Origin of the sequence: Nocardioides zhouii, from assembly GCF_004137345.1 — a bacterium.
GTDB lineage: Bacteria > Actinomycetota > Actinomycetes > Propionibacteriales > Nocardioidaceae > Nocardioides > Nocardioides zhouii.
Map to the genome: position 1 here is coordinate 75,136 of NZ_SDWV01000006.1, position 25,154 is coordinate 100,289.

28 protein-coding genes are annotated in these 25,154 nt (G+C 72.4%); 15 read left to right on the plus strand and 13 right to left on the minus strand.

What is annotated here, in order from left to right:
• The first annotated feature begins 55 nt into the window (after positions 1 to 55).
• The 5 genes from EUA94_RS07615 to EUA94_RS07635 all read left to right on the plus strand — a co-directional run bounded on the left by EUA94_RS07615 (position 56) and on the right by EUA94_RS07635 (position 6,075).
• Entirely contained in the window at positions 56 to 1,240 is a 1,185-nt protein-coding gene (locus EUA94_RS07615; protein ID WP_129426283.1) for a S1C family serine protease, read from the plus strand.
• 88 nt (positions 1,241 to 1,328) lie between these two features.
• A complete protein-coding gene (locus EUA94_RS07620) occupies positions 1,329 to 2,480 on the plus strand; it encodes an acyl-CoA dehydrogenase family protein (protein WP_129426284.1) in 1,152 nt (383 codons plus the stop codon).
• Positions 2,481 to 2,491: 11 nt separating this feature from the next.
• Positions 2,492 to 3,628, plus strand: coding sequence for an acyl-CoA dehydrogenase family protein (locus tag EUA94_RS07625; RefSeq protein ID WP_129426285.1), 1,137 nt, complete (start codon positions 2,492 to 2,494; stop codon positions 3,626 to 3,628).
• Complete coding sequence (locus EUA94_RS07630) at positions 3,628 to 4,779, plus strand: acyl-CoA dehydrogenase family protein (RefSeq protein WP_129426286.1); 1,152 nt, start codon at positions 3,628 to 3,630, stop codon at positions 4,777 to 4,779. The genes EUA94_RS07625 and EUA94_RS07630 overlap by 1 nt, the downstream gene beginning before the upstream one ends.
• Before the next feature lie 27 nt (positions 4,780 to 4,806).
• Complete coding sequence (locus EUA94_RS07635; RefSeq protein ID WP_129426287.1) at positions 4,807 to 6,075, plus strand: hypothetical protein; 1,269 nt, start codon at positions 4,807 to 4,809, stop codon at positions 6,073 to 6,075.
• On the opposite strand, the gene EUA94_RS07640 is transcribed toward EUA94_RS07635, so the two are convergent.
• Genes EUA94_RS07640 through EUA94_RS07660 form a run of 5 tightly spaced genes read right to left on the minus strand, consistent with a single transcriptional unit; the run spans position 6,047 to position 10,280 of the window.
• A complete protein-coding gene (locus tag EUA94_RS07640; protein WP_207210454.1) occupies positions 6,047 to 6,787 on the minus strand; it encodes an LLM class flavin-dependent oxidoreductase in 741 nt (246 codons plus the stop codon). The genes EUA94_RS07635 and EUA94_RS07640 overlap by 29 nt on opposite strands.
• 9 nt (positions 6,788 to 6,796) lie before the next feature.
• Positions 6,797 to 7,069: a hypothetical protein gene (locus tag EUA94_RS07645; protein ID WP_129426288.1), complete on the minus strand. Its 273-nt coding sequence runs from the start codon at positions 7,067 to 7,069 to the stop codon at positions 6,797 to 6,799.
• 9 nt (positions 7,070 to 7,078) lie between these two features.
• Positions 7,079 to 7,576: a GNAT family N-acetyltransferase gene (locus tag EUA94_RS07650; RefSeq protein ID WP_129426289.1), complete on the minus strand. Its 498-nt coding sequence runs from the start codon at positions 7,574 to 7,576 to the stop codon at positions 7,079 to 7,081.
• Positions 7,576 to 8,595, minus strand: a complete 1,020-nt coding sequence (locus EUA94_RS07655) for a GNAT family N-acetyltransferase (protein WP_129426290.1) — start codon at positions 8,593 to 8,595, stop codon at positions 7,576 to 7,578. The genes EUA94_RS07650 and EUA94_RS07655 overlap by 1 nt, the downstream gene beginning before the upstream one ends.
• Complete coding sequence (locus tag EUA94_RS07660; RefSeq protein WP_129426291.1) at positions 8,592 to 10,280, minus strand: ABC-F family ATP-binding cassette domain-containing protein; 1,689 nt, start codon at positions 10,278 to 10,280, stop codon at positions 8,592 to 8,594. Before EUA94_RS07660 ends, EUA94_RS07655 begins: the two co-directional genes overlap by 4 nt.
• A 66-nt stretch (positions 10,281 to 10,346) precedes the next feature.
• Here EUA94_RS07660 and EUA94_RS07665 point away from each other — a divergent pair, with 66 nt between their 5' ends.
• Genes EUA94_RS07665 through EUA94_RS22895 form a run of 3 tightly spaced genes read left to right on the plus strand, consistent with a single transcriptional unit; the run spans position 10,347 to position 11,587 of the window.
• Positions 10,347 to 11,003 (plus strand): class I SAM-dependent methyltransferase, encoded by a 657-nt coding sequence (locus tag EUA94_RS07665; protein WP_129426292.1) that lies wholly within the window; start codon positions 10,347 to 10,349, stop codon positions 11,001 to 11,003.
• Positions 11,004 to 11,024: 21 nt separating this feature from the next.
• Positions 11,025 to 11,480, plus strand: a complete 456-nt coding sequence (locus EUA94_RS07670) for a maltose acetyltransferase domain-containing protein (RefSeq protein ID WP_277986089.1) — start codon at positions 11,025 to 11,027, stop codon at positions 11,478 to 11,480.
• Positions 11,477 to 11,587: a hypothetical protein gene (locus EUA94_RS22895; protein WP_277986090.1), complete on the plus strand. Its 111-nt coding sequence runs from the start codon at positions 11,477 to 11,479 to the stop codon at positions 11,585 to 11,587. The genes EUA94_RS07670 and EUA94_RS22895 overlap by 4 nt, the downstream gene beginning before the upstream one ends.
• A gap of 14 nt (positions 11,588 to 11,601) precedes the next feature.
• Here EUA94_RS22895 and EUA94_RS07675 read toward each other — a convergent pair whose 3' ends face one another.
• The 5 genes from EUA94_RS07675 to mgrA form a co-directional block, all read right to left on the minus strand.
• Positions 11,602 to 12,588, minus strand: a complete 987-nt coding sequence (locus tag EUA94_RS07675; protein ID WP_129426293.1) for a hypothetical protein — start codon at positions 12,586 to 12,588, stop codon at positions 11,602 to 11,604.
• Positions 12,581 to 13,066 carry a SigE family RNA polymerase sigma factor gene (locus tag EUA94_RS07680; RefSeq protein WP_242494724.1) on the minus strand — a complete coding sequence of 162 codons (486 nt, stop codon included), beginning with the start codon at positions 13,064 to 13,066 and terminating at the stop codon, positions 12,581 to 12,583. The genes EUA94_RS07675 and EUA94_RS07680 overlap by 8 nt, the downstream gene beginning before the upstream one ends.
• Positions 13,067 to 13,145: 79 nt before the next feature.
• Positions 13,146 to 13,883, minus strand: coding sequence for an N-acetyltransferase (locus EUA94_RS07685; RefSeq protein ID WP_129426295.1), 738 nt, complete (start codon positions 13,881 to 13,883; stop codon positions 13,146 to 13,148).
• 33 nt (positions 13,884 to 13,916) lie between these two features.
• Positions 13,917 to 15,290 (minus strand): FAD-dependent oxidoreductase, encoded by a 1,374-nt coding sequence (locus EUA94_RS07690; protein ID WP_129426296.1) that lies wholly within the window; start codon positions 15,288 to 15,290, stop codon positions 13,917 to 13,919.
• Between the two features lie 55 nt (positions 15,291 to 15,345).
• Positions 15,346 to 16,389, minus strand: coding sequence for an L-glyceraldehyde 3-phosphate reductase (mgrA, locus tag EUA94_RS07695; RefSeq protein WP_129426297.1), 1,044 nt, complete (start codon positions 16,387 to 16,389; stop codon positions 15,346 to 15,348).
• A 109-nt stretch (positions 16,390 to 16,498) separates the two neighbouring features.
• On the opposite strand from mgrA, the gene EUA94_RS07700 reads away from it, so the two are divergent.
• Positions 16,499 to 17,743 carry a cytochrome P450 gene (locus EUA94_RS07700; RefSeq protein WP_129426298.1) on the plus strand — a complete coding sequence of 415 codons (1,245 nt, stop codon included), beginning with the start codon at positions 16,499 to 16,501 and terminating at the stop codon, positions 17,741 to 17,743.
• Between the two features lie 28 nt (positions 17,744 to 17,771).
• Entirely contained in the window at positions 17,772 to 18,494 is a 723-nt protein-coding gene (locus EUA94_RS07705; protein WP_242494725.1) for a class E sortase, read from the plus strand.
• A 10-nt stretch (positions 18,495 to 18,504) separates the two neighbouring features.
• On the opposite strand, the gene EUA94_RS07710 is transcribed toward EUA94_RS07705, so the two are convergent.
• Both EUA94_RS07710 and truA read right to left on the minus strand, forming a co-directional pair.
• Positions 18,505 to 19,101 (minus strand): class I SAM-dependent methyltransferase, encoded by a 597-nt coding sequence (locus EUA94_RS07710; RefSeq protein ID WP_129426299.1) that lies wholly within the window; start codon positions 19,099 to 19,101, stop codon positions 18,505 to 18,507.
• Positions 19,094 to 19,930: a tRNA pseudouridine(38-40) synthase TruA gene (gene truA / locus EUA94_RS07715; RefSeq protein ID WP_129426300.1), complete on the minus strand. Its 837-nt coding sequence runs from the start codon at positions 19,928 to 19,930 to the stop codon at positions 19,094 to 19,096. Before truA ends, EUA94_RS07710 begins: the two co-directional genes overlap by 8 nt.
• Before the next feature lie 76 nt (positions 19,931 to 20,006).
• Between truA and EUA94_RS23105 the strand changes: the two genes are divergently transcribed.
• The 5 genes from EUA94_RS23105 (at position 20,007) to EUA94_RS07740 (ending at position 23,987) form a co-directional block, all read left to right on the plus strand.
• The gene (locus tag EUA94_RS23105) at positions 20,007 to 21,461 is read left to right on the plus strand and encodes a thrombospondin type 3 repeat-containing protein (RefSeq protein WP_129426301.1); all 1,455 of its coding nucleotides are present in this window, start codon (positions 20,007 to 20,009) and stop codon (positions 21,459 to 21,461) included.
• 80 nt (positions 21,462 to 21,541) lie between these two features.
• Positions 21,542 to 21,910 carry an ArsR/SmtB family transcription factor gene (locus EUA94_RS07725; protein ID WP_129426302.1) on the plus strand — a complete coding sequence of 123 codons (369 nt, stop codon included), beginning with the start codon at positions 21,542 to 21,544 and terminating at the stop codon, positions 21,908 to 21,910.
• On the plus strand, positions 21,907 to 22,428 hold the full coding sequence (locus tag EUA94_RS07730) for an SRPBCC domain-containing protein (protein ID WP_242494726.1): 522 nt from the start codon (positions 21,907 to 21,909) through the stop codon (positions 22,426 to 22,428). The genes EUA94_RS07725 and EUA94_RS07730 overlap by 4 nt, the downstream gene beginning before the upstream one ends.
• Complete coding sequence (locus EUA94_RS07735; protein ID WP_129426303.1) at positions 22,428 to 22,994, plus strand: TIGR03086 family metal-binding protein; 567 nt, start codon at positions 22,428 to 22,430, stop codon at positions 22,992 to 22,994. The genes EUA94_RS07730 and EUA94_RS07735 overlap by 1 nt, the downstream gene beginning before the upstream one ends.
• 36 nt (positions 22,995 to 23,030) lie before the next feature.
• Entirely contained in the window at positions 23,031 to 23,987 is a 957-nt protein-coding gene (locus EUA94_RS07740) for a ketopantoate reductase family protein (RefSeq protein WP_129426304.1), read from the plus strand.
• A 445-nt stretch (positions 23,988 to 24,432) separates the two neighbouring features.
• Here EUA94_RS07740 and rplQ read toward each other — a convergent pair whose 3' ends face one another.
• A complete protein-coding gene (rplQ, locus tag EUA94_RS23055) occupies positions 24,433 to 25,146 on the minus strand; it encodes a 50S ribosomal protein L17, sunset domain variant (protein ID WP_129426305.1) in 714 nt (237 codons plus the stop codon).
• Positions 25,147 to 25,154: the final 8 nt, after the last annotated feature.

The window sequence follows — 25,154 nt, forward strand, 5'->3', positions numbered from 1 at the left end:
CGAGTTCCCAGCCCGCTCTCAGCCCGCACACAGGGTCACGCCGCAGGCTCGAGGCATGAGCGACCAGTACCCCACCCAGCCGCAGTCCCCGTTCCACCAGCCGCCGCAGCACCTGCCGCAGCAGCCGCAGCCCCGGCGACGACGTACGGGGCTCGCGGCCGCGGTGGTCGCCACCTCGCTCCTGGTGGGTGGCGGCGCGGGCCTCGGCGGGGCGGCCGTGTGGGACGCCACCCACGACGAGCCCGTGAGCTCGGCGCGCGCCGACGCGCCGACCACCTCGACGGTGGCCAACCAGACGCAGACGCCGCCGGCGGACGGATCGGTCGAGTCGGTGGCGCAGAAGGTGCTGCCGAGCGTGGTGAAGATCGACGTCACCGGCAACAACGAGGCCGGTTCCGGCTCGGGGATCATCCTCACCGCCGACGGCACGATCCTCACCAACAACCACGTCGTCGAGCTGGCCGGCGAGGGCGGCACGATCAAGGTGTCGTTCTCCGACGGCACCAGTGCTGACGCAGAGATCCTCGGCACCGACCCGCTCACCGACACCGCCGTCATCCAGGCCTCGGGGGTCTCCGACCTCACCCCGGCCACGATCGGCAAGTCGGCCAACCTCGGCGTCGGCGAGGGCGTGGTGGCGATCGGCTCACCCTTCGGCCTCGACGCGACTGTCACCAGCGGCATCGTCAGCGCGCTCGACCGCCCGGTCAACGTCGGCTCCGACGACGCCGGCAACTCCACGACGTACCCCGCGATCCAGACGGACGCGGCGATCAATCCCGGCAACTCCGGTGGCCCCCTGAGCGACATGACCGGCGCCGTGGTGGGGATCAACTCCTCCATCCGCACCGCCAGCTCGGCGACATCGGAGCAGTCCGGGTCGATCGGCCTCGGCTTCGCGATCCCGATCGACGAGGTGATGCCGATCGTCGACCAGATGGCCCGGGGCGAGACCCCGACCCACGCCCGGCTGGGGCTCCAGGTGGGCAACCCGCAGACCGGTGACGACGCCGGCGCCGTCGTGCGCGAGGTGACCTCCGGCTCCACGGCGAGCGAGGGCGGCCTCTCCTCCGGCGACGTGATCACGAAGGTCGACGACCGGCGGATCACCGACGCCGACTCGCTCGTGGCCACGATCCGCTCCTACCGTCCCGGCGACAACGTCAGCGTGACCTGGCTGAGCGGCGGGCAGGAGAAGACCGGCACCTTCGTGCTCGACAGCGACGCCACGACGAGCTGATCAGCAGCACTCGTTGGGCCGGCCGCGCCATGATGGGGCGGCCGGCCCTCTCGTGTGCGCCGGCCACAGGCACAAGCAGAGGAGTCACATGCAGCTCGAGCTGAGCCAGACCGACCGCGAGTTCCGCGACCGGATGCGGGAGACCTTCACCACCAAGGTCCCGCAGGAGATCCGCGACACCGTCCTCGAGGGCCGCCACCTCACCCGTGACCAGATCGTCGAGAGCCAGCAGGCCCTCAACGCCGAGGGGCTCGCCGTGCCGCACTGGCCGGTCGAGTGGGGCGGCCAGGACTGGACCGACCTGCAGCGCCACCTGTGGCACGAGGAGATGCAGCGTGCCGGTGTGCCGATCCCGCTGGCGTTCAACGCCTCGATGATCGGCCCGGTGATCGCGCAGTTCGGTAGCGAGGAGCAGAAGGAGCGCTTCCTGGCCAAGACCGCGAACCTCGACATCTGGTGGTCGCAGGGCTTCTCCGAGCCCGACGCCGGCTCCGACCTCGCCAGCCTGCGTACGACGGCGGTGCGCGACGGCGACGACTGGGTGGTCAACGGCCAGAAGACGTGGACCACGCTCGGCCAGCACGGCGACTGGATCTTCACCCTCGTGCGCACCGACACCGAGGTGAAGAAGCAGGCCGGCATCTCGATGCTGCTCATCGACATGACCGACCCCGGCGTCGAGGTCCGGCCGATCGAGCTCATCGACGGCGGGTACGAGGTCAACGAGGTCTGGTTCTCCGACGTCCGCGTGCCCGGCGACCTGCTCGTCGGCGAGCCCGGAGGCGGTTGGACGATCGCGAAGTTCCTCCTCGGCAACGAGCGCGTCGGCGTGGCGCCGGTGGGCGCCACCAAGCGCGCGCTCGCCACGCTGAAGACGACGGCAGCCGACCAGCTGGACGACCCGCTCGTCCGCGCCCGGATCGCGGAGCTGGAGAACGACCTGCTCGCCCTCGAGCTCACCGCCCTGCGCGTGGTCGCGCACTCCTCCGACGGCGAGCCCCACCCGGCCTCGTCGGTGCTCAAGCTCCGCGGCACCGTGCTGCAGCAGGCGGTCAGCGAGCTTGCGCTCGACCTGGCCGGTCCCGCCTCGCTGGCCTCCCGGGCCGAGGACGACTCACCGCAGGAGGGCTGGGCCCGGCGGACGGCGCCGACCTACCTCAACCTCCGCAAGGCGTCGATCTACGGCGGGTCCAACGAGATCCAGCGCCAGATCATCAGCCGCACGATCCTGGGACTCTGAGAGGCACCGCGATGGACTTCACCTATGACGACGAGCAGCAGGCGCTCCGCGAGGCCGTGCGCGGCCTCCTCGCGACGACGTACGCCGACCACGAGACGCGGCGCCGCACGGTGGCCGACGAGCCCGGCTTCGACCGCGCCCTGTGGGGCCGGCTGGCGGAGATGGGCATCCTCGGCCTGCCCTTCAGCGAGGACGACGGTGGCGTGGGCGCGGGACCCGTCGAGATCGGCATCGTGTGCCAGGAGCTCGGTCGGGTGCTCGCGCCGGAGCCCTTCCTCGCGAGCGTCGTGCACGCCGGCGGGCTGGTCGCTTCACTCGGGTTGGCCGAGCAGAGGGCCGACCTGCTGGGCCGGCTGAGCGCCGGCGAGGTGGTGCTGGCCGCGGCCGACACCTCCCCCGGCGGGCGCTGGGCCTCGCGCGCGGACGGCGTACGCGCCTCCGTCTCCGACGGCACGTGGACGCTCGACGGCGTGGCCGACCCCGTCGTCGGTGGCGAGTCGGCCGACGTGCTGGTCGTGACGGCCGCGCTCCCCGACGGCGGGACAGGCGTCTTCGTGGTGGCAGCAGACGACGTGTCCCGCACGGGGTACGCCGCGGCCGACCTGACTCGCGCGGCGAGCGTCACCTTCGACGGCAGTGCCGCGACTCCTCTCGGGGAGGCCGGCCGCGACGCCGGACCGAGCATCGCCACGATCAGCGACCTCACCCGGATCATGGGCGCCAACCAGGCCCTCGGCGTGATGCAGAGCCAGGTGCGCGCGACCACCGACTACCTCAAGAGCCGCAAGCAGTTCGGCGTCACCCTCAACGCGTTCCAGGCCCTCACGTTCCGGGCGGCCGACATGTACGTCGAGCTCGAGCTGGCGCACAGCATGGTCGACTGGGCGACGATGACGATCGCCGGCGGCGACCGCGACGTCGTCGCCGACGCGGCCGACCGGGTCGGCCTGCAGATCGCCCGCTCCGGGCGCCACATCGGCCAGGAGGCGATCCAGCTGCACGGCGGCATCGGCATGACGGCGGAGTACGCCGTCGGCGTCGGCACCGCGCACCTCGAGGTGCTCGACCAGTGGCTCGGCAACGGCCCCCACCACCTGCGCCGGCTGGCGGAGCGGGTCACCGACCACGACCTCGTCGAGGCGATCTGATGGACCTGTCGCTCAGCGACGAGCAGCAGGCCTTCCGCGACCTGGCGCGCGACTTCCTCGAGCGCGAGGCGGTCCCGCACCGGATGCAGTGGGACCACGACGAGTCCGTCGACCTCGCGATCGTGCCGAAGATGGCCGAGCTCGGGTTCTTCGGCCTGACCATCCCCGAGGAGTACGGCGGTGTCGGCGGCGACTACGTGACGTACTCCCTCGCGATGGAGGAGCTCGGCCGCGCCGACTCGGCGCTGCGCGGGATCGTGTCGGTCAGCAGCGGCCTCGTCGGGAAGTCGATCCTCTTCCACGGCACCGAGGAGCAGAAGCAGGAGTGGCTGCCGCAGCTCGCCGCTGCCACCAAGCTCGGCTGCTTCGGGCTCACCGAGCCCGGCACAGGGTCGGACGCCGGCAACCTGACGTCGCGCGCGACCCGCGACGGCGACGACTGGGTGATCGACGGCCAGAAGCTCTTCATCACCAACGGCACGTGGGCCGATGTCGCCCTTGTCTTCGCCCGGACCAGCGACGACGGCCCGCGCGGAGTGACGGCGTTCCTCGTGCCGACCGACTCCCCCGGCTTCGAGGCTCGCGAGATCAAGCACAAGCTCGGGCTGCGCGGCCAGGCGACCGCCGAGCTGTTCCTCACCGGAGTACGCGTCCCGGACTCGGCGCGCCTCGGCGAGGTCGGGCAGGGCTTCAAGATCGCGATGGGCACCCTCGACAAGGGACGCCTCGCGGTCGCCTCGGGCTGCGTCGGGATAGTGCAGGGCTGCCTCGAGGCGTCGGTGGCGTACGCCACCCAGCGCACGCAGTTCGGCAAGCCGATCGCGTCCTTCCAGCTCGTGCAGGACCTCATCGCCGACATGTCAGTCGACGCCGACGCGGCCCGGCTCCTGGCGTGGCGGTGTGCCGACCTGATCGATCGCGGAGAGCCGTACGGCACCGCAGCGTCCAAGGCCAAGCTGTTCGCCTCCGAGGCTGCCGTGCGCGCGGCCAACAACGCCGTCCAGGTGCACGGTGGTGCGGGCTACGTCGACGACTTCCCGGTCGCGAAGTACCTCCGCGACGCCCGCGTGATGACGCTCTACGAGGGCACCTCGCAGATCCAGAAGCTGCTGATCGGGCGCGCCGAGACGGGCATCAGCGCCTTCGGCTGATCCGGTCGGTGTCGCTAGAGTCCGGGCATGCGCATGGCAGCGGGGGTGCCCTTGGTCCTCGGCCTCTGCGCGTCCGGGCTCGTCTTCGCCCTCGGCGCCGAGCACGAGCGACCGGCCCCGGAGGCGGGGACCTACGCGGTGCCCGAGGAGCTGGCCGACTACTCCTACGTCACCGGCAGCGTCTCGTCGTCCCCTCCCGGGCCGGCCGTGGCGCTCTTCCAGCACGGCTTCGGCGTCGAGTTCATGGACTTTCCCCAGGCCGTCGTGCTCGGCGCGGGTGGCGACTCCTACCGCCGCGTCGACGTGGCCGAGGACCGGGCGGGCGCTGAGACCCAGGGCGACCCGGCGCCGATGCTGCTCTCACCGGACGGCCGATATGTCGCGGTCGGGGACCACGACACGGCCGAGCCGAACGTCGCGGTGGTCGACCTCACCACCGGCGAGACGTCGACGTACGACCTCCCGCAGGGCCGCAGCGTCATCCCGGTGGCCTTCTCCGCCGACGGCACGTCGCTCGCGGCGCTGCTGTCCGCCGAGCCGACGAACCCGTACCGGGGTGAGCGCATCACGGGCGACGTCGGCGTCCTCGACCTGGCGGACGGCTCGACCGAGGTGATCGACGTCGACGGCGCTGGGGCCACGGCGGCGTTCTCCTCCGACGGCACGGAGATCGGCGTCGAGCGTGCGTCTCCCCGGGAGCTGTCGCTGATCGCCCTCGGCGATGGAGGTTCCGAGCGCCGCCTGCCCCTCGACGGTGTCCTGGCCGGACCGACCGCGTGGTCGCCCGACGGACGCCTGCTGGCGATCACCACCGTCGAGCCGGCCCTCGCACCGCCGGGTGCGGACGAGCCGGGCGTCCCGACCGGACTCGCGTTCGTGGACGCGACAACGGCCGGCGGGGACGTTCCAGCGCCGCTCATCCTGCCGCTGACCGCCCCCGGGCGCGTGCTCGGGTGGGACGGCACCGAGGCGGTCCTGATGCTGCTCGCCGTCGAGGACGACGACGCCTACACCGTGTCCCGCGTCCCCATCGACGGCTCGGAGCCCACCACGCTCATGCAGATGGACGACATGGGCTCCTACGGCGTCGGCCGTTTCCAGATGGCCGCGGCGGCGGGCGACCGCCTGCAGGTCGTCGATCCGAGCGACGTCGACCGCGGTCCGTGGCCGCTCCTCCAGCGCATCGCGGCGTCCGTCCTCGCCGGGCTCCTCGTGTGGGTCGCCGCAGCCGTGATCATGCGGATCGGGCGCCGGGTCGTACGGCGAGTCACGGCCCCGCGGCCACGATCCGCCTGACCTCGTCGAGGTCGAGGTCGTAGGGCCCGATCCGGGTGAGCACCCACGAGGCGCCGCGGTCGAGCCACGGCGCGACGTCCTGGTCGGACTCCAGGTCGACCACGACCTCGAAGCCCGACTGCGGCCCGTACGCGGCGAGCGACCCGACCACGGCGTCGAGGTCGTCGGGTCCGTCCAGCCCGATGACGAAGAAGCCGTCGTGGCGGGCGGCCCGCCGCATCGGCGCCCTGTTGGGGAAGCGGCCGGCCAGCCAGATCGGCACCCTCGGCGCGGGCCGGAAGCCGCCCCCGAGGTAGGACGCGAGGGCGTCCAGCCCCTCGTCGAGCAGCCGGCCGCGGACCTTCGGGTCCGGCTCGTCGCCGTAGTCGCTGAACTCCCCCACCCAGTCGTCGCCGAGCCCCAGCCCGAGCACGAACCGCTCCCCGGACAGCACCGCGAGGCTGGCGGCCTGCCGCGCCAGCACCTGCGGCCGGCGCCGGGCCAGCGGCGTCACCATCGGTCCGAACACCATCCGCTCCGTACGCATCGCGACGGCCGCGCAACACGTCCACACGTCGGCGATCTCGCTCACCCGATCGCCGTACTGCAGGTGGTCCCAGACGAAGAACCCCTCCCAGCCTGCCGCCTCGGCCTCGGCGGCGAGGTCGCCGACGACCCGCGGGTCGGCCAGGGTGTCGAAGGGGGCGACGAACAGGCCCCGGCGCGTGGTCATCAGCCGCGCTCAGCAGCCGAGCCGGTCAGCCAGCTCGTCCTGCTCAGGGTCGGTGTCGGGTCCGGAGGAGAAGCCGCAGTAGATGGTCTTGGTGAAGACGCGGTCCTGGTGGGTCTCCCACGCGGTGATGCCGGCGAAGGCGGCCGTTGCGACAGCGGCAGCGGCGATGACGTGCAGCAGCAGGCTGGTCCGACGCTCGGCGTCGTACGGCCGCGGCGGCTTGGGCGGCTTGGGCGGCTTGGGCGGCTTGACCGACTCGAGGATGTCGTCAGAAGCACTCATGGCCGCACCCTAGAGGTACGTGCCAGGGGCCTGACCGCGCTCCCGCCGCATCCGCCGCTCGCGGGGCGCGTCCTCCGGCCAGCCGTCCGGCACCCCGAGGTCGGCGAACCCAGCCCGCGCGTACGCCGCGATCGCGGACGCGTTGTCGTCGCGCACCATGAGGTACGTGTCCTGCCCGCGCGCGGACGCCCATGCCACGACCTCGCCGATCAACCGGCCGGCGAGCCCGGTGCCGCGGTGGTCGGGAGCAACCCACATCGAGATCAGCTCGACGTGCTCGCCCGACGACACCCCGGACACGACTCCGACGAAGCCTCCGTCATCGCGCGCGACGACCGTCAGTGGCACGTCAGTGAGCCGTGACCGCCACCTCTCCTCGCTAGCGTCGACCCAGTCGGCGTGGCTCGCGCCGAAGGCGTACGGCGCATCGACGAGCGCGGCGAGCCGCACCTCCCGGAACTCCCGCCACTCGTCGGGTCCCAGACGGACCAGCTCGGGTGCGGCCATCAGCCCAGCTTCTTCTGGAAGTCGCCCAGCCACGCGACGGGGCGGAAGCCCAGCGCCTCGTTGACCGCGATCATGTGGGAGTTGACCTCGGCGTTGTACGTCGTCAGCCGGACGACGTCGGGCCGCTCGCGCTGCAGCAGCCGCAGGTTCGCCACCTTCACCGCGACGCCGAGCCGGTGGCCGCGGTGCTCACCCAGCACGAGCGTGCCCCACTGGTAGGCACGACCGGGGTCGTGGACGGTGGTGGCAAGGTCGGAGTAGGCAACCACGTCACCGGCCTCAGTGAGCGCGACGGTGTTGTACTTCGTGCGCCCCTGCCGGGCCAGCGTCGCCTCCCGCTCGCGTACGACGTCCGTGCTCACCGCCTCCGGCTCGAGCTCCAGGTCGCCGGTCGGGGCCTCGGTCGCCAGGCTCGACGTGAGTGCGGCCCACCCCTCCAGGAGCTCGTCGGGCACCGGGCCGACCCAGGAGCGCAGCTCGTACGCCGGGTGGGCGAGCGCGGCCTCGTCCGCCAGACCGGCCAGCACTGCGTCGTCGACGGGAAGGGCGAGCTCGCGCTGCACCTCGGTCAGCGCCAGGTCGTAGCCGCGCGCGCGGGCGAACAGCGGACCCGCCGCGTCCTCGCCGAGCGGGCCGTGGCCCCACGTCCACCCGACCAACCCGGTGAGGACCGTACGACCGCGACGACGCGCCTGCTCCTCGACGTGGGCCAGGAGCGCCGTGCCGATCCCCGACCGCTGCCGGTCGGGGTCGACGTGCACGTCGAGCTCGGCGAGCTCGAGGTTGTCCAGCAGAGGAGTCCGCAGGAAGCCGGCGCCGACGGTCTCGCCCGCCGCGACGGCCGACCAGCCGCCCGACCACGCCGACGACCCGTTCTGCTGCATGACGGCACGCAGCTCCTCGAGCATCCACGGCGTGGCGGCCTCGCCCATCGCGTCCTGCGCGCGGAGATAGACGCGGTGCCAGGCCTCGAAGGCGGCGGCGTCGAACGGGTCGAGGTCGACGATCTCCAGACTCATCGCGCGCGGGCCACGCGGCCCTCGTCCCACACCGGGCCGTCGGACTCGTAGACCTCGCCGTCGGCGCCGTAGACCAGGAACCGGTCGAACCCGCGGGCGAACCACCGGTCGTGGGTCACCGCGAGCACCGTGCCGTCGAACGCCTCCAGCCCGGCCTCGAGCGCCTCGGCGGACTGCACGTCGAGGTTGTCGGTCGGCTCGTCGAGCAGCAGCAGGGTCGCGCCGGAGAGCTCGAGCAGCAGGATCTGGAACCGGGCCTGCTGGCCGCCGCTGAGCGACTCGAACTTCTGCTCGCCGGCGTGCGCCAGCTCGTAGCGGTCGAGCACCCGGCTGGCGGCCTCGCGGCCCATCCCGGCGCGCCCCTCGGGGGTGCCGTCGCCGCGGTGCAGGATCTCGAGGAGCGTACGGCCGAGCAGCTCGGGGTGCTCGTGCGTCTGCACGAACCACCCCGGCCGTACGCGGGCGCCGAGCTTGGCGGAGCCGGTGTGCGGCACCGGGGCGGGAGGTACGCCGACGGGCTGGTGCTCGATGTCGGGGTCGCTGCCGCCTGCGGCCAGCAGCCGCAGGAAGTGCGACTTGCCGGACCCGTTGGAGCCCAGCACCGCCACCCGCTCGCCGTACCAGACCTCGAGGTCGAAGGGCCGCATCAGGCCGCTGAGCTCGAGGTCCGTGCAGACGACCGCGCGCTTGCCGGTCCGGCCGCCCGTGAGGCGCATCGTGACCTGCTGCTCGCGGGGCTGCTCGACCGGCGGGCCGACCTCCTCGAACTTCCGCAGGCGCGTCTGGGCCGCGCGGTACTGCGACGACATGCCGTCGTTGTACTCCGACTTGATCTTCAGCCGCAGGACGAGCGCCTTGATCTTGGCGTGCTCCTCGTCCCAGCGGCGCCGCATCTCCTCGAACCGCTCGAAGCGGTCCGTGCGCGCCGCGTGATAGCTCGCGAAGCCGCCGGGGTGGGTCCACACGAGGTTGCCATCGCTGCCGAGCTCGACGGTCACGATCCGCGTCGCGGTGTTGTCGAGCAGCTCCCGGTCGTGGCTGATGAAGAGGATCGTCTTCGCCGACTCCCGGATGCGGCCCTCGAGCCAGATCTTGCCGGGGACGTCGAGGTAGTTGTCGGGCTCGTCGAGCAGCAGCACCTGGTCGGGCCCGCGCAGCAGGTACTCCAGGACGAGCCGCTTCTGCTCGCCTCCCGACAGCGTGCTCAGCAGCCGGTGCCGCGCCCGGTCGAAGGGCAGGCCCATCGAGGAGATCGTGCACACGTCCCACGTGACCTCGACGTCATAGCCACCCGCGTCGGCGTAGTCCGACAGCGCCGTGGCGTACGCCATCTGGGTGCGCTCGTCGTCGGTGTCCATGAGCTTGAGCTCGACGGCGTCGACCGCCTCGGCGGCAGCGCGTACGCGAGCCGGCGACACCGACAGCAGGAGGTCGTGGACGGTCTCGTCGCCGCCGCCGTGGCCGACGAACTGGCGCATCACGCCCAGGCCGCCGGAGCGGGTGACGACGCCGCCGTGGGGCGTCAGGTCGCCGGTGATGATCCTCAGCAGGGTCGTCTTGCCGGCCCCGTTGGCGCCGACGAGGGCGACCTTCTGGCCGTCGCCGACCCGGAAGCTGACGTCGTCGAGCAACACCCGGCCGTCCGGCAGCTCGTAGCGCACTCCGGCGACATCCACATGACCCACAACGGAGCATTGTCCACTGCCGCCGGCGGCGCCGTCACCTCAATTGCGATGACTAGGGTGCAGGGCATGACACCGCGTCGGGCAGTGCCGGAGCCGGAGGACGGCTCGACCTCGGCCAACCACCGCACGGTCGAGTCCTACGAGCGGATCGCCCGGGACTACGCGGACGACACCGCACCCGGACCGACCGGCGCCGGCGAGCTCGACGGAGACGGCCTGCGCCGCCTGCTCGGGGTCGTTCCCGCAGGCGGGACGGTGCTCGAGGTGGGGTCCGGCCCCGGCTGGGACGCCGACTTCCTCGAGGCGCACGGCGTCGCCGTGCGCCGGACCGACATCACGACCGCCTTCATCGACCTCCAGGCCGAGCGCGGCAAGGTGGTCGAGCGCCTCGACGTCACGAGCGACGACCTCGGCGGACCGTACGACGCCGTGCTGGCGCTGGCCGTCCTGCAGCACGTCGACCGGGCGCTGATGCCCGACCTGCTCGGTCGCGTCGCGGGCGCCCTGACGCCGGGCGGGGCCTTCCTCATCTCCGTCCGCGAGGGGGACGGAGAGCAGTGGGAGGTCGGCGACTCGGGCAATCCCTACTTCACCGTACTGTGGCGCGAGCCCGACCTCTGCGACGCGCTCGAGGACGCCGGCTTCGGGCTCGAGTGGCGCTCGTGGGGCGAGGACTCCGAGGAGAGCCGGTGGCTGACGTTCCTCGCGAAGGCCGGCACCTAGGCTGCCGGCATGGATGCAGGCATGCCTGACGAGCGGACCATGCGCGAGCGGATGCTCGCCGGCGACCTCTACCTCGCCGACGACCCGCAGATCGGTGCGGACTCGAGACGGGCGCTGGGCCTGGCCCACCGCATCAACCACACCGACCCGACCGACTCGGCGACCCTGCGCGAGCTCTTCACCGAGCTGCTCGGCCACTACGGCGACGGCGCCGAGATCCGGCCGCCGTTCCAGTGCGACTACGGCTACCAGACGAGCTTCGGAGCCCGATCGTTCGCCAACTTCGGTCTCGTCGTGCTCGACGTCGCGACAGTGACGATCGGCAAGGACGTGCAGATCGGCCCCGGCGTCCAGCTGCTCACCGCGACCCACCCCCTGGAGCCCGGGCCGCGGCGCGACAAGTGGGAGGCGGCCGAGCCGATCACGATCGCGACAACGTCTGGCTGGGTGGCGGGGTCATCGTCTGCCCCGGCGTGACGATCGGCGCGGACACCGTCGTGGGCGCGGGTTCCGTGGTCACGAAGGACCTGCCGGCGGGCGTGATCGCGGTGGGCTCCCCGGCCCGTGTGCTGCGCGAGATCTGACCGGAGCCTGACTCTCAGCCGATCGAGGTGAGCACCTGCCGGGCGGCCTCGGTGACCTGTCGCACCACCCCCGAGAAGTAGATGCCGAGCCCCTCGCGGCAGCCGTCAGCCACTGCCGTCGCGCGGTAGCCGTCGGCGTCGAGGATCGCGATCCGACTGGTGAACGCCTGGTCGGCGCAGGCACTCCGGGGGTCCGCAAGCGGAGCCTCCGCCAGGGTGGCCCACCGGCTCGCTGCGGCGTCACCCGTCCAGCTGCCGCTCGCGGAGAGGAGGTCCTCCGCGCTGTAGCGGCAGAGCGTGAGCGGCCGCTCGGCGGACGTCAGCGCCTCGGCCTCGCCGAGGGTCGGTGGACAGCCGTAGGGGTCGAGGCCCTCGAAGCGGGTCACCGAGTCGACGATCCGCTGCGTGAGCGCACGATCGGGGGTGGCCACGGTGACCACGTCGGACCCGTCGTACCAGTACGAGAGCCAGGTGTCGTCGGGGTACTGCGCGTTGACGACGCCCTCGGTGTCGTACCTCCAGACCTCGCCGCTCGCGTACGCCGGGTCGAATGTGGCGGAGGAGGCGATGGTCGCGCCGTAGCCGTTGCCGGGCGAGCACAAGATCGAGAAGACGACCGTGTCCGGTCGGCCCACCCTCGGCTCGTCGCCCAGCGTCCCCCCGTTGGCGCACCAGTCGGATCCGCCGTGACCCCAGTCCTCGGGGACCTCCAGGGTGAGGTCACGCCACGTCTCGGCGCGGAAGCCGTCCGTGACCGGAGGTGCCTCGCTCGCGACCGGGGCGGTGTCGTCAGGTGTCGGGTCGCTGCCGCCGCGGACCTGGCCGAGCCCGAGTCCGACCGGGATCGCCGCGGCGACCACGGCGGCCGCGACGGCCGCCGCCCACGTCGTACGACGTCGTCGCAGGCGTTGGCGTGCGCCGGCGGCGAGGCCGATCGCATCCGGGGCCTCAGCGGCCCGCTCGGACAGGGTCTCGCGCAGCCGCGTCTCGAGGTCAGGCATCGTCTTCTTCCCCCAGCTCGTGTCGCATCGCCGCGATGCCGCGGGAGACGCGGGATCGGACGCTGCCCTCGCGTACGCCGGTCAGGGCGGCGATCTCGGCGTAGTCCAGGTCTTCGTAGAAGCGGAGGACGACGGCCGTCCGCTGGTCTGCCGGCAGTGCCTGGCAGGCGCGCCAGAGCCGGTCCCGCTCCTCGCTCGCGACGCCCGCGGGCACCGGCCGGTCGTGCACGGTCTCCACCGGCACCTCGCGCCGGCGGAATTTCCGCCACCGCGACACGTGGGCGTTGACCACCATCCGGCGGACGTAGGCGTCGGGGTCGTCCACGCCGGCGATCCGGGACCACCGCGGCAGCGCCCGGGACAGGACGTCCTGGACCACGTCCTCGGCGTCCGTGCCGTTGCCCGTGAGGACGTACGCCAGCCGCAGCAGGGCCGGCCCCTTGGCCGCCACCCAGCTGTCGAAGTCGGGCTCGTCCACGCGACTCCTCCCGGCCTCGACGAGTGTGGTCATGCACTACCAACGCGGCCCGAGTGCGCCGTGTTGCAAGAAGGATGGCTCAGACGCCTGTGGCGTGACGCACCCAGACGTTCGGCTCGACGTACGTCGCGGTGCCGTGCTCGGCGTCGCACATCACCGGCACCAGGGCGCCGGGCACCTCGACCGGGCCGGTCGTGTCGAACGGCAAACCGGTCCACTCGCGCCACTCCTCGACGGTCCCGGGGATGCACATCGATCGCGTCGCCACCCGGTCGATGCGACCGCCGGCACGTACGTGCACGCGCAGCCACGGGTCGACCGGCAGGCCGTCGTCGCGGGTGCGGAAGGCGTATGCCGCCATCGGCTCGTGGACGTCCGTCCTGCCGTTGGGCCGCACCGGGGCGATCAGCTCGGAGAAGCCGAGCCGTCCCGCGTTGTCGCGCAGGGCGTCCACCATGAGGCTGGAGAGGCCGGTGCCCTGCACGGCCGGCTCGACGCAGATCTCCGCGGCGGTCACGGCATTCGGCGTCTCGTCCCAGATCCGGATCAGCAGGGCGTTGCGAAGGGCGAAGTCCCAACCGGCGTCGGGCAGGTCCCCCTCGGGCAGGTGGAAGGGCGCGGAGAAGGCCTTGGCCACGATCCGACCCGTCCCGTCGAGCGCCATGAGCACGTAGTCGCGGAAGCACTCCTCGATGCAGGAGTAGTAGGAGTTGCCGATCGGGTCGTGCTTCATGAACTCCGGCCAGGACGTCTCCATGTCCCAGAAGACGTCCATGAGGTCCGGCCGCTCGGCCAACGTGACGATCTCGAGATCCATGCCTCTCATCGTCCTCGCCCGAGCAACCGAAATTCAGAGCCGCTCGGCCACCCGGCGCGCGGCGACCTGGAGGATCTCCCACGCGGTCGCGAAGGGCGGCGCGTAGGCGAGGTCCATCCAGGCCAGGTCGTCGACAGTGCCCTCGGCCCAGAGCACGGCGGCCGCGGCGTCGATCCGCTTCCCCGCGCCCCTGCCCCCGACGACCTGCACGCCGAGCAGCCGGCGGGTCGCCCGGTCGGCCATCACCCACAGCGCGATCGGCTCGGCCTCCGGCATGTAGCCGCTCGCCGTCGATCCCTCGGTGACCAGCGCGACCGGGTCGTTTCCCGCCGCCTCGGCTTCCTTGCGGGACAGGCCGGTGCGCGCGATCTCGAGGTTGACCTCGCCGTAGGAGAAGCGGGTGATCGAGGTGTCGACCATCCCGTCGAAGGTGAGCGAGCCGCCGGCCAGGCTGTCGCCGAGCGCGCGGCCGTGCTTGTTGGCGTACGTCCCGAGCGGGCGGAACACCCACGCCCCGTCGATGCGCCGACGCACCTCGCAGCAGTCCCCTGCCGACCACACGTGGTCGGCGACGCGGCCGTGCGGGTCGGGGCGCAGGGCGCCGCCGTCGGTGAGCTCGACGCCGGTCCCCCGGAGGAACTCGGTGGCCGGTCGTACGCCGATGGCGACGACCACCAGGTCGGCCTCGCGGTTGCCGCCGTCCCACTGCACACCGGTCACCCGGCCGTCCTCGGTGTCCAGGCCGGTCACCTCGGCGCCGAGCACCAGCTCCGCTCCGGCGTCGCGCAGGCCGGCGTTGACGAGGTCGGACATCTCGTCCTCGAGCATCGCCATCCCGCGCGTGCGGGTGAGGACGGTGACGCCGAAGCCCCGGCGCAGTGCGGCCTCGGCGACCTCGACTCCGACGTAGCCCGCCCCGACGACGACCACGTGCGCGCCCTCGTCGGCGCTCGCGAACTGCTCCAGCCAGGTCGCGCCGTCGTCGAGGGTCTTGACCGCGCCCACACCGTCGTACGTCGTCCCGTCCGGCCGCAGCGCCCAGTCGGGCACGACGGCCGGGGCGCCCGTGGCCACGACGAGCTCGTCATAGCCGACGATCTCGCCCGCGGCCGTCGTCACCGTGCGCGCCGCCAGGTCTGCCGCGACGACCTCGGTCCCCATCCGCAGGTCGATCCCGGCCGCGCGGTGCTGGTCGGCGGTCCGGGCGACGAGGTCGTCGCCGCTGTCGACGTCGCCAGCCATCCAGTACGGGATCCCGCACGCGCTGTACGACGTGTGGGTGCCGCGGTCGAGCACGGTGACCTCGAGCTCGCGGCCGCCGCGCTTCGCGGTGCGCAGCGCCTGGTGGGCGGCCGACATGCCGGCGGCGTCAGCGCCGATGATGACAACCCGCTTCGCCGGACTCATGTGCGCGCTCGCTCCGCTTCGCGCGTCCATGAGCGCTTTCGCTCGCTGCGCTCGCTCACTGCTTCGCCCAGAGGTTCACGCCCGCGTCGTCGGCGTACCGGTCGATCTCGTCCAGCTCGTCGGACGTCAGCGGCGGCCCGTCGAGGGCGTCGAGGTTGGTGTCGAGCTGCGCGACGCTGGACGCACCGATCACGGCGCTGGTGACGCGGGAGTCGCGGAGCACCCACTGCAGGGCGAGCTGGGCGAGCTTCTGCCCGCGCCGCTCGGCGATGCCGTTGAGCGCACGCACACGCTCGAGGACGTCGTCCTCGAGCCCGGCCAGCGTCGAGTCCTCGCGGGCGGCCCGCGAGTCCGCCGGCACGCCGTCGAGGTAGCGGTCGGTCAGCAGCCCCTGGGCGAGCGCCGTGAAGACGATGCAGCCCATGCCCTGGTCGTCGAGCTCGTCGAGCAGGTTCGGCCCGCCGTCCTGCTGGTGCTCGATCCAGCGGTTGAGCATCGAGTACGACGGCTGGTGGATCAGCAGCGGCGTGCCGAGGTCGCGCGCGATCGCGGCGGCCTCCTGCGTCTTCGCGGCGGAGTACGACGAGATGCCGACGTAGAGCGCGCGGCCGGACCGGACGGCCGTGTCGAGCGCCCCCATGGTCTCCTCGACGGGCGTGTCGGCGTCGAAGCGGTGGCTGTAGAAGATGTCGACGTAGTCGAGCCCCAGGCGCTCCAGCGACTGGTCGAGCGAGGCGAGGACGTACTTCCGCGAACCCCCACCCTGGCCGTACGGACCCGGCCACATGTCGTAGCCCGCCTTGGTCGAGATGACCAGCTCGTCGCGGTAGGGCTTGAAGTCGTCGGCCAGGTAGCGCCCGAAGTTCTCCTCCGCGCGGCCGTACGGCGGGCCGTAGTTGTTGGCGAGGTCGAAGTGGGTGACGCCCCGGTCGAAGGCCCGGCGCAGGATCGCGCGCTGGGTCTCCTCGGGCCGGTCGGTGCCGAAGTTCTGCCACAGGCCCAGCGAGAGCGCTGGCAGCTGGAGTCCGCTGCGGCCGGTGTGGCGGTAGTGCATGCCGGTCGAGTCGTCGTACCTGTCGGATGCTGCAATGTATGCCATGGTCCCATCCTGCCGGTTGTGCCAATCACGGCTGTCGGGGGCGACCCCGGTACGTACCGGGGGCATTCCCGATGGCGGTCTGCACGTCGCAGGCCGTCTACTGGTGGACATGGCTCCCTCGTTGCGCGGCACGGCCCTCAAGCTGGCGGTCTCGACCGCGGCGCGGCGCGTGCCCGGCAGCATCCGGTTCCCGCTGCAGCGCGACGGCGTCGATCCGGTGCCCCGGCTCGAGGAGAGCCGCGCGCACGGCGACGTCGTACGCCTCGCGCGGCTGCTCGGCACCCGCGTCTGGCTCGTCACGGGGTACGACGTCGCGCGGGCCGTGCTCGCGGACTCCGACGCGTTCGCCAACGACGTACGTCACGTGATCGGGCGGCAGGGCAGGGCTCCGGCCGAGCGGATCGGGGGTCTCGGCATGACCGACGCCCCCGACCACGAGCGGCTGCGGCGGGTGCTGACGCCGTACTTCACCCGTCGCCGGCTGGCCGACCTGCAGGCCGACATCGACCGCGTGGTGGCCGCCGCCCTCGACGACATGGCCGCCCACGGCCCGGAGGTCGACCTGGTCGAGCGCTTCGGTTTCGCGGTCCCCTTCGGCGTCATCTGCGACCTCCTCGGGATGCCCGGCATGGACCGGGAGGAGTTCCGGCAGCACGGTGCGGCGCGGTTCGACCTGCGCAACGGCGCCCGCATCCTCGACACCGCTGCCGGGACCCGACAGTTCCTCATCGACCTCGTCGCCGCGGAGCGCCGCGCGCCGCACCTCCCCGACGGGCTGGTCGCGCGGATGGTCGCCGACCACGGCGCGGACTTCGACGACGTCGAGCTCGGCGGCCTCGCGGACGGCGTCTTCCTCGGCGGCTACGAGACCAGCGCGAGCATGCTGTCGCTCGGCACGTACGTGCTGCTGCAGCACCCGTCCGCCTGGCAGTCCCTGCGCGACGGCGACCCCGGCGACGTCGACCGCGTCGTGGAGGAGCTGCTCCGTTTCGTGTGCCCGGTCCAGATCGCGTTCCCGCGCATCGCTCGTCGCGACCTCGTGGTCGGCGAGCAGCACGTCCGCGCCGGCGACGTCGTCGTGGTGTCGCTGACCGGCGTCGAGCGCGACCCCGCACGCCACGTCGACGCCGCGCGCTTCGACCCGACCACTGCCTCCGCCGGGACGCTCGCGTTCGGCCACGGCCTGCACCGCTGCGTCGGCGCCGAGCTCGCCCGGATGGAGCTGCGGACCGCGCTCGTCGCCCTTGCGCGGCGCTTCCCCGACCTGTCGCTGGCGTGCGACCCCGGCGACCTGAAGTTCACCGAGCTCGCGATCGTCCACAGCGTCGAGTCGCTGCCCGTCCGGCTGGGGTGACTCGCACCCCGGACGTACGCTCGAGCAGGTGGCACTCAGGTCGGGGATCCTCGGCGCTGCCGTGATGGTGGCGGCCGCCTCGGCCTGCGCGGCCGACGACCCGCGGCGCTCCGGATCGACGAACGCGCCGGCGCCCGCGGAAGGGCGTACGACGACGGCGGCGACGCCGACCGCCACACCGACCGCCACGCCGACCTCGACGCCCACCGAGACCGCAGCTCCCGAGCCGGAGGCGCCCGAGCCGAGGCGCTCGTACGTCACGATCCCGGCGATCGACCTGGTCGACTTCCCGGTCGTGCGCTACCGCGGATCGCCCGACGACGCCCCCGGCACCGCCTTCCAGAACGCCGGCGAGATGGCCTCACCGCGCGGCGCGCGCGGCGGCGTGGGACCGGGCGAGGTGGGCAACTTCATCGTCACCGGCCACCGGCTCACCGGCACCGCTCCCCTGCGCTACTCGCCCTCGCTGCAACCCGGCGACCGGATCCAGGTGCGCAGCGGCGACACCGTCTTCGTCTACGAGGTCCGGCGCACCCGCTGGACGTCGTTCCGCCAACCCCAGTCGCTGCGCGCGCAGCGAGCACCCGTGCCGGGACGCGTCGGCGAGGAAGCGACGGAGGCGATGATCACGCTCTCGACCTGCGCCACGCTCGAGGACCACGCGGTCGGCAACTACTGGTCCGACGAGTTCGACAACCCCGAGCACCGCATCGACAAGATCGGCGTGCTCGTCGCGACGCGACCCGCCTGACGCCGAGACGTCAGCCGCGCCGCGTCTCCAGCACCCGGAAGCCCTTGTGGCTGCCGAGCCGCTGGGTCGGCCAGCCCCGCTCGCCGAGCCAGCGCTGGAGCGAGTCGGCGCCGAGGTTCTTGCCGACGACCATGACCATGCGGCCGTCGGGGGCCAGCCGCGGCAGCCACGTGAGCAGCAGCTCGTGGAGGGCCTCCTTGCCGATGCGGATCGGCGGGTTGGACCAGATCTCGTCGAACACCTGGTTGCTGGCCACCTGATCGGGCGTGCAGGCCACGAAGCGCGAGTCCAGCCCGGCAGCCTTCGCGTTCTCGTTGGCGAGCAGCAGCGCGCGCTCGTTGACGTCGACGCCGGTCACGTTGGCGAGCGGCACCGCGCGGGCGATCGCCAGACCGATCACGCCGTACCCGCAACCGAGGTCGAGGAACTGGCCCTGCACCGGCGGCTCGAGCTCGCGGAACAGCACGGCGGTCGCGTGGTCGAGGTGCCCGCGGCTGAAGACGCCCGACCCCGTGTCGAAGGTCAGCTCGCTCCCCCACAGCTCGGCGGTGAACTTCTCCCGCTCGAAGGGCACGCTCGGGTCGGCTGTGAAGTAGTGCTCAGGCATCGATGGCCTCTCGCTTGGCTCGGGCCCGCTCGGACTGCGCGGCCAGCTCGGCGTCGTCGGGATAGCCGACCTCCTCGAGCGTGAGCCCGTGCGCGTGTACGACGTGCACGCCGCCGTCGCGGCGGCGTCCCGCGAGCACCTGTGCCGGCCAGGCCGTCGCCTGCCGGCCGTCGCCCACCGCGATCAGGCTGCCGACGAGGGCGCGGACCATGTTGTGGCAGAACGCGTCCGCCCGTACGGCGCACACCGCGAGGCCCGCGTCGTCGCGGCTCCAGGACAGGTCGAGGAGGGTCCGCACGGTGGTGGCGCCCTCCCGCTTCTTGCAGAAGGCCGCGAAGTCCTGCAGGCCGACCAGCTGCGCGGACGCCTCGTTCATCGCGTCGAGGTCCAGCGGCCGCCCCCAGGTGAGAACGTGCCGGCGCACCAGCGGGTCGCCCAGCTCCTGGGTGTCGGAGATCCGGTAGGCGTAGCGGCGCCAGATCGCGGAGAAGCGGGCGTCGAAGCCCTTCGGCGCCTCGGACACGCGGCGTACGCGCAGGTCGGGCGGCAGGATCCCGTCGACGCGACGGGCGAGCGCCCGCAGCGGGGTGTCGTCGCCGCGGACCGGGAAGCCGCTGACGACCTCGGGGTCGACGTCGAGGTGCGCGACCTGGCCGCGCGCGTGCACCCCGGCGTCGGTGCGCCCGGCGACGGTGACGCGTGCCGGCGGGATCCGCAGCACGGTCGCGAGCGCCTCCTCGAGCGTGCCCTGCACGGTCCGCAGGTCGGACTGCGCCGCCCACCCGGAGAAGTCGGTGCCGTCGTAGGCACAGTCGATCCGCAGGCGCACGCAGCGATCCTAGGCGCGGAGCGGTCCGCCGCGAGAAGTGGTGTCGCACGACGGATTCATTACCTAGGCTGACCGCGTGACGTGGGGGAACCGACTTCTCAGGCTCGCGGTGGCACTGACCATGGGCGCCGCCGTGATCGTCGGCGTGCCCGCCCTGACCGCACCGGCCGGCGCCATGGTCCAGCCCTGCGTCGTGACGTACACCGTGCCCGGAGGGACGATCCAGCCCGACAGCCCGGACCAGTCCGACTCCCCGTCCGGCAAGCACGTCCTCAGCGCCTTCGACGTCAAGGTCGCCGACATGCGCTTCGTGACCGACATCGATGTGACCTGGGACATCAACCACGCTGATGCCACGCAGGTGTCGCTGCACGTCGTCGGACCGAAGACCGGGCCCAACCTGGCTCCGTCGATCCAGACCTACAACACCGGCATGGCGACCGGTCCGCTCAACGGCCGCTACTCGTTCGACGACGAGGCGGGCACGACGAAGCTCGTCGGCCCCAATCCCGCGTCCGGCTACTACCTGCCCGCCACGCCGGCCACCGGCCTCGAGCAGTACCCGGCGAACGGCGGCTGGAGCCTGTGGATCCTCAACCAGGCGCCGTACGCCGCCACGCTCCGCTCGTGGACGCTCACCCTCACCTATGCCACCTGCGACACCGACGGTGACGGCATCGAGGAGAAGCAGGACAACTGCCCGTACGCCGCCAACGCCGACCAGGCCAACCGCGACGGCGACGGGGTGGGCGACGCCTGCGACCTCGACATCGACGGCGACGCGCTGGCCAACACCGCGGACGGCTGCCCAGGAGTAGCCGCCTCTACGACGAGCGGCTGCCCGGCGGTCGGGCGCAAGGTCACGCTCCGCCACCTGAAGGCCACGAGCAAGCTCAAGGCCGTCGTCCGCTCGGACGCCGCCGGCTGCCGATCGGGCGCGAAGGTCACCCTCTTCAAGGCGAAGCCCCGCAAGGACACCAAGCTCGTCGTCGGTACGACAAACGCCGGGGGGCGGTGGACGCGCAAGGCCCCGAAGGCTGCGGGGCGCTACTACGTCAGGGTCGCGAAGTCGTACGCCGCCGGCCAGGCCGAGTGCGGCCGCGCGCGTTCCTCCGAGGCCCGGGTCCCGCAGGGCAGGACCGCCCTGCGCGCCGTGCTGATCGACACCGACGGCGACGGGCTCGACGACGCCGTGGACGGCTGCCCGACGGTCGCCTCGGCCAACCCGACGGGCTGCCCGTCCGCCACCCGCAACGTCTCGCTGGCCTGGCTCGCGGGCAAGGAGCGGCTCCAGGTGCGGGTCATCTCCCCCGTCGGCGGTTGCGCATCGCGGGCCCGCATCGCGCTCTGGCGGGTGCGCGCCAACCGTGACTACAAGGTCTTCGGTGGCAACGTGAGCTTCGCGGGCCGGCTCCGGATCGAGGTCTCCCGCGGCGCGACGTACTACGTGACGGTGTCGACCTCGTACGCCAGCGGCGTCGCCGAGTGCGGGGCGGCGATCTCGCGGAGGGTGCCCGTACCGAGGGCCTGAGCCTTGTTCAACCAGATGGTTGACAACCTCGGGTGGGTCGTCGTACCTTTATTCAACCAATCAGTTGAAGAAGGTGCCTCGTGACCGATCAGCTCTCTCGTGTCTTCGCCGCGTTGGCGGACCCGACCCGTCGCGACATGGTGGCGCGCCTCACCGAGGCCGACCACACCGTCAACGACCTGGCCGCTCCGTACGACGTGAGCCTCCAAGCCGTCTCCAAGCACCTCAAGGTGCTCGAGGACGCCGGCCTGGTGAGCAGGACCCGGGAGGCGCAGCGTCGGCCGGTGCACCTGGAAGCCGAGGTGTTCGACCTGATGACCAAGTGGATCGAGCGCTACCGCCGACAGGCCGAGGAGCGCTTCGCAGCGCTCGACGCCGTGCTCGCGCGGATGCAGGACGAGGAATCAGCCGGCACCACTACCCAGCACCCGGAAGGAACCGCATCATGACCACCATGCAGACCCCCGACACGACGACCCGCTTCCCCGAAGCGCAGATCCTGGCGGACGAGCACGTGCCCGCCATCCACATCTGGCGCGACTTCGACGCCACCCCCGCGCAGCTGTTCCGGGCACACACCGAGCCCGAGATCTTCTCCGCGTGGGTCGGGCCGAAGGACATCGGCGCCGACATCACCCACTGGGAGGCCCGTGACGGCGGCAGCTGGAGCTACGCCGTGCGCGGGACCGACGGCCGCGAGGAGTTCGAGACGTCGTTCCGCGGGTGCTTCCACACCGTGCGCGAGGACCGCATCGTGCAGACCTTCACCTGGGACGGCATGCCCGACGGCGTCGCGCTGGAGACGCTGACCTTCGAGGACCTCGGCGACGGGCGTACGCGCCTGCACGCCACCAGCCTGTGCGACTCGTTCGAGGACCGGGACGCCTGGCTGCGCAGCGGCATGGAGGTCGGCGTCAACGACGGCTACGCCGCGATCGACCGGATGCTCGCGGAGGGCTCGCTCTGATGGCACTCCCCGAGTCCCCGGCCGCCCGCCACCAGGCGGTGGCCGGGGAGTTCTCCCGGCTCGTCGAGCAGACCAGCGACTGGGCCGCTCCGGCACCCGTCGACGGCTGGACGGCGCGCGACGTCGTCGACCACCTGGTGAGCTGGTTCGGCGGGTTCCTCTCCGCCGGCGGCGTCGACCTGCCCGCCGGCTCGTCGGCGGCCGACGACCCGGTGGCCGCCTGGCACCACCACGCCGACGCCGTGCAGGCGCTCGTCGACAAGCGTGGCGACGAGTCCTTCACGCACCCCTACATCGGTCCGGGACAGCTCGCGACGACGGTCGACAGGTTCTACACCTCCGACGTCTTCATGCACTCCTGGGACCTGGCGCGCGCCACCGGGCAGGAGGCGCGCCTCGACGAGGACTTCGCCGGCCAGCTGCTCGCGGGTATGCAGCCGATCGAGGCGATGCTGCGCGACTCGGGGCAGTACGGACCGGCCGTGCCCGTTTCCGACGACGCCCCCGTGGTCGAGCGGCTGTTGGCCTTCGTCGGGCGCGATCCCGCGTGGCGGCCCCCGGCCTGACAGGCCCTGCCCTGCCTTCCTCGTAGGGTCGAGGACATGGACTACGTGGTGTACGGAACCGGAGCCGTCGGTGGGGTCATCGGCGGCCACCTCCACCTCGCCGGCAGCCCGGTCACCCTCGTCGCGCGAGGCGCCCACCTCGAGGCGATCCGCGCGGGCGGGCTGGTGCTCGACGCCGGGGACGGCCGCCACCGCATCGACGCACCCGCCACCGACACCGCGGCCGACGTCGCCTGGACCGACGACACGGTGGTCATCCTGGCCGTGAAGTCCCACCAGGCCGCCGTCGCCCTCGCCGACCTGCGCGAGCACGCCCCGCCCGGGACCGCCATCGTCTGCGCGACCAACGGCATCGCCACGGAGGCGGCAGCCCTCCGCCTCTTCGCGCGGACGTACGCCGTCTGCGTGATGCTGCCGTCCACGCACCTGGAGCCCGGCGTGGTCGTGGCCGGGTCCCACCCGACGCCGGCGATCCTCGACATCGGCCGCATCCCCGGCGGCACCGACGCGACCACCGCGGCCGTGTCCGCCGACCTCCACGCAGCGCGCATCGAGTCCGTCGAGCGCGACGACATCATGGCGTGGAAGCGCCGCAAGCTCATCATGAACCTCGGCAACGGCGTCGACGCCTCGTTCGCCCGGGGCGACGCGGCCGACGACCTCGCCGATCTCGCCCAGGCGGAGGGCGAGCGCGTGCTCGCCGCCGCGGGCGCGACGGTCGTGACCGCCGACGAGGATCGCGAACGCCGCGGCTCGATCCTCCAGCGCCGCCCCGACCTCGAGCGCCGCGGCGGCTCGACCTGGCAGAGCCTGGCCCGCGGGACGGGCGACTCCGAGATCGACTACCTCGCCGGCGAGATCGTCCTCCAGGGCCGCCTCCACGGCGTCCCCACCCCGGTCAACGAGGCCGTGGTCGCCGCCACCCGCGCGCTGGCGTACGCCGGCGGCTCCCCCCGCAGCCTCGACGCCGCCGAGGTCCTCGCCCGCCTCTGAGCGCCGCTCCGCCGGGGCGGTGATGGAGCCACATTCCGCGCGTCGCGAGTGTGGCTGGACCACCGCCCGGGCGTGTCGGCGTACGACGCACCGGCGGGCGGTGATGGAGCCACACTCCTTCAGTGGGAAGAGTGGCTGGACCACCGCTACCGGTGAAGCGGTGCGTGAGGGGGATCTCCACCGCTCAAGATCCGCCTGACCCACCGACCGCGGGCGTGTTGGGGTACGACGCGCCGGGGAGCGGTGGGTGAGGCGCATTCCGGGCGCGTGGAATCCTCCTCACTCACCGCCCGCGGGGGGGCGTACGCAGCTCCGCCGGGCGGTGCTGGAGCCACCTTCCACGCGTCGCGAATGTGGCTGGACCACCGCTCAAAAAGGGGGTGCACATGCAACGAGGCCCGCCACCCCAGTGGGATGACGGGCCTCGTCGAGGTGTGTCAGGTGGTCACTCGCCGGCGCGGGTGAACCCGGCCGCCTCGGCCGACTCGGCGGAGTCGAACCAGACCTCGGCCACCGTCTGCGTGTACCACTGGCCGTCGGGCTCGTGGAACTTCATCGAGTCGCGGTTGCCCTTGACCTCGAAGCCCGCGGGCGCTTGGTCGGCGTCGTCGAGCGGGGCGTGCGCACCGGCGGGCAGCTCCTCGGAGCCGTCCACGTCCGCGAACGCCTTGATCTCGGTGTCAGCAGCCTCGGTGTCCGAACCCTCGGTGTCCTCGGTCTCGACGACCTCGGTCTCCTCGGCAGCAGGCGCCGGAGCGGCAGCAGCGTTGGTCTTCTTGGTCGAGGGAGCCTTGGGGCTGTAGGCCTCGGTCACCAGCTCGATGACCGCCATGGGGGCGTTGTCGCCCTTGCGGGGTCCGACCTTGGTGATGCGGGTGTAGCCACCGGGACGCTCCGAGAAGCTCGGGCCGATCTCGGTGAACAGGGTGTGCACGACCGACTTGTCGTGGATCCTCTTGAGGACCTCACGACGGTTGTGCAGGTCGCCCCGCTTGGCCTTGGTGATCAGCTTCTCCGCGAGCGGGCGCAACAGGCGTGCGCGGGTCTCGGTGGTGGTGATCCGGCCGTGCTCGAACAGGGCGGTCGCCAGGTTCGAGAGCATCAGCTTCTGGTGAGCCGCGCTCCCGCCGAGGCGCTTGCCCTTCGTGGGCTTGGGCATGGGGTGCC

What these genes read in the sequence shown, in the direction of transcription:
- EUA94_RS07615 (WP_129426283.1), top strand. Translation starts at nt 56, where the DNA reads ATGAGCGACCAGTACCCCACCCAGCCGCAGTCCCCGTTCCACCAGCCG.
- EUA94_RS07620 (WP_129426284.1), top strand. Translation starts at nt 1,329, where the DNA reads ATGCAGCTCGAGCTGAGCCAGACCGACCGCGAGTTCCGCGACCGGATG.
- EUA94_RS07625 (WP_129426285.1), top strand. Translation starts at nt 2,492, where the DNA reads ATGGACTTCACCTATGACGACGAGCAGCAGGCGCTCCGCGAGGCCGTG.
- EUA94_RS07630 (WP_129426286.1), top strand. Translation starts at nt 3,628, where the DNA reads ATGGACCTGTCGCTCAGCGACGAGCAGCAGGCCTTCCGCGACCTGGCG.
- EUA94_RS07635 (WP_129426287.1), top strand. Translation starts at nt 4,807, where the DNA reads ATGCGCATGGCAGCGGGGGTGCCCTTGGTCCTCGGCCTCTGCGCGTCC.
- EUA94_RS07640 (WP_207210454.1), bottom strand. Translation starts at nt 6,787, where the DNA reads ATGACCACGCGCCGGGGCCTGTTCGTCGCCCCCTTCGACACCCTGGCC.
- EUA94_RS07645 (WP_129426288.1), bottom strand. Translation starts at nt 7,069, where the DNA reads ATGAGTGCTTCTGACGACATCCTCGAGTCGGTCAAGCCGCCCAAGCCG.
- EUA94_RS07650 (WP_129426289.1), bottom strand. Translation starts at nt 7,576, where the DNA reads ATGGCCGCACCCGAGCTGGTCCGTCTGGGACCCGACGAGTGGCGGGAG.
- EUA94_RS07655 (WP_129426290.1), bottom strand. Translation starts at nt 8,595, where the DNA reads ATGAGTCTGGAGATCGTCGACCTCGACCCGTTCGACGCCGCCGCCTTC.
- EUA94_RS07665 (WP_129426292.1), top strand. Translation starts at nt 10,347, where the DNA reads ATGACACCGCGTCGGGCAGTGCCGGAGCCGGAGGACGGCTCGACCTCG.
- EUA94_RS07670 (WP_277986089.1), top strand. Translation starts at nt 11,025, where the DNA reads ATGCCTGACGAGCGGACCATGCGCGAGCGGATGCTCGCCGGCGACCTC.
- EUA94_RS07675 (WP_129426293.1), bottom strand. Translation starts at nt 12,588, where the DNA reads ATGCCTGACCTCGAGACGCGGCTGCGCGAGACCCTGTCCGAGCGGGCC.
- EUA94_RS07685 (WP_129426295.1), bottom strand. Translation starts at nt 13,883, where the DNA reads ATGGATCTCGAGATCGTCACGTTGGCCGAGCGGCCGGACCTCATGGAC.
- EUA94_RS07690 (WP_129426296.1), bottom strand. Translation starts at nt 15,290, where the DNA reads ATGAGTCCGGCGAAGCGGGTTGTCATCATCGGCGCTGACGCCGCCGGC.
- mgrA (WP_129426297.1), bottom strand. Translation starts at nt 16,389, where the DNA reads ATGGCATACATTGCAGCATCCGACAGGTACGACGACTCGACCGGCATG.
- EUA94_RS07700 (WP_129426298.1), top strand. Translation starts at nt 16,499, where the DNA reads ATGGCTCCCTCGTTGCGCGGCACGGCCCTCAAGCTGGCGGTCTCGACC.
- EUA94_RS07710 (WP_129426299.1), bottom strand. Translation starts at nt 19,101, where the DNA reads ATGCCTGAGCACTACTTCACAGCCGACCCGAGCGTGCCCTTCGAGCGG.
- EUA94_RS07730 (WP_242494726.1), top strand. Translation starts at nt 21,907, where the DNA reads ATGACCACCATGCAGACCCCCGACACGACGACCCGCTTCCCCGAAGCG.
- EUA94_RS07735 (WP_129426303.1), top strand. Translation starts at nt 22,428, where the DNA reads ATGGCACTCCCCGAGTCCCCGGCCGCCCGCCACCAGGCGGTGGCCGGG.
- EUA94_RS07740 (WP_129426304.1), top strand. Translation starts at nt 23,031, where the DNA reads ATGGACTACGTGGTGTACGGAACCGGAGCCGTCGGTGGGGTCATCGGC.
- rplQ (WP_129426305.1), bottom strand. Translation starts at nt 25,146, where the DNA reads ATGCCCAAGCCCACGAAGGGCAAGCGCCTCGGCGGGAGCGCGGCTCAC.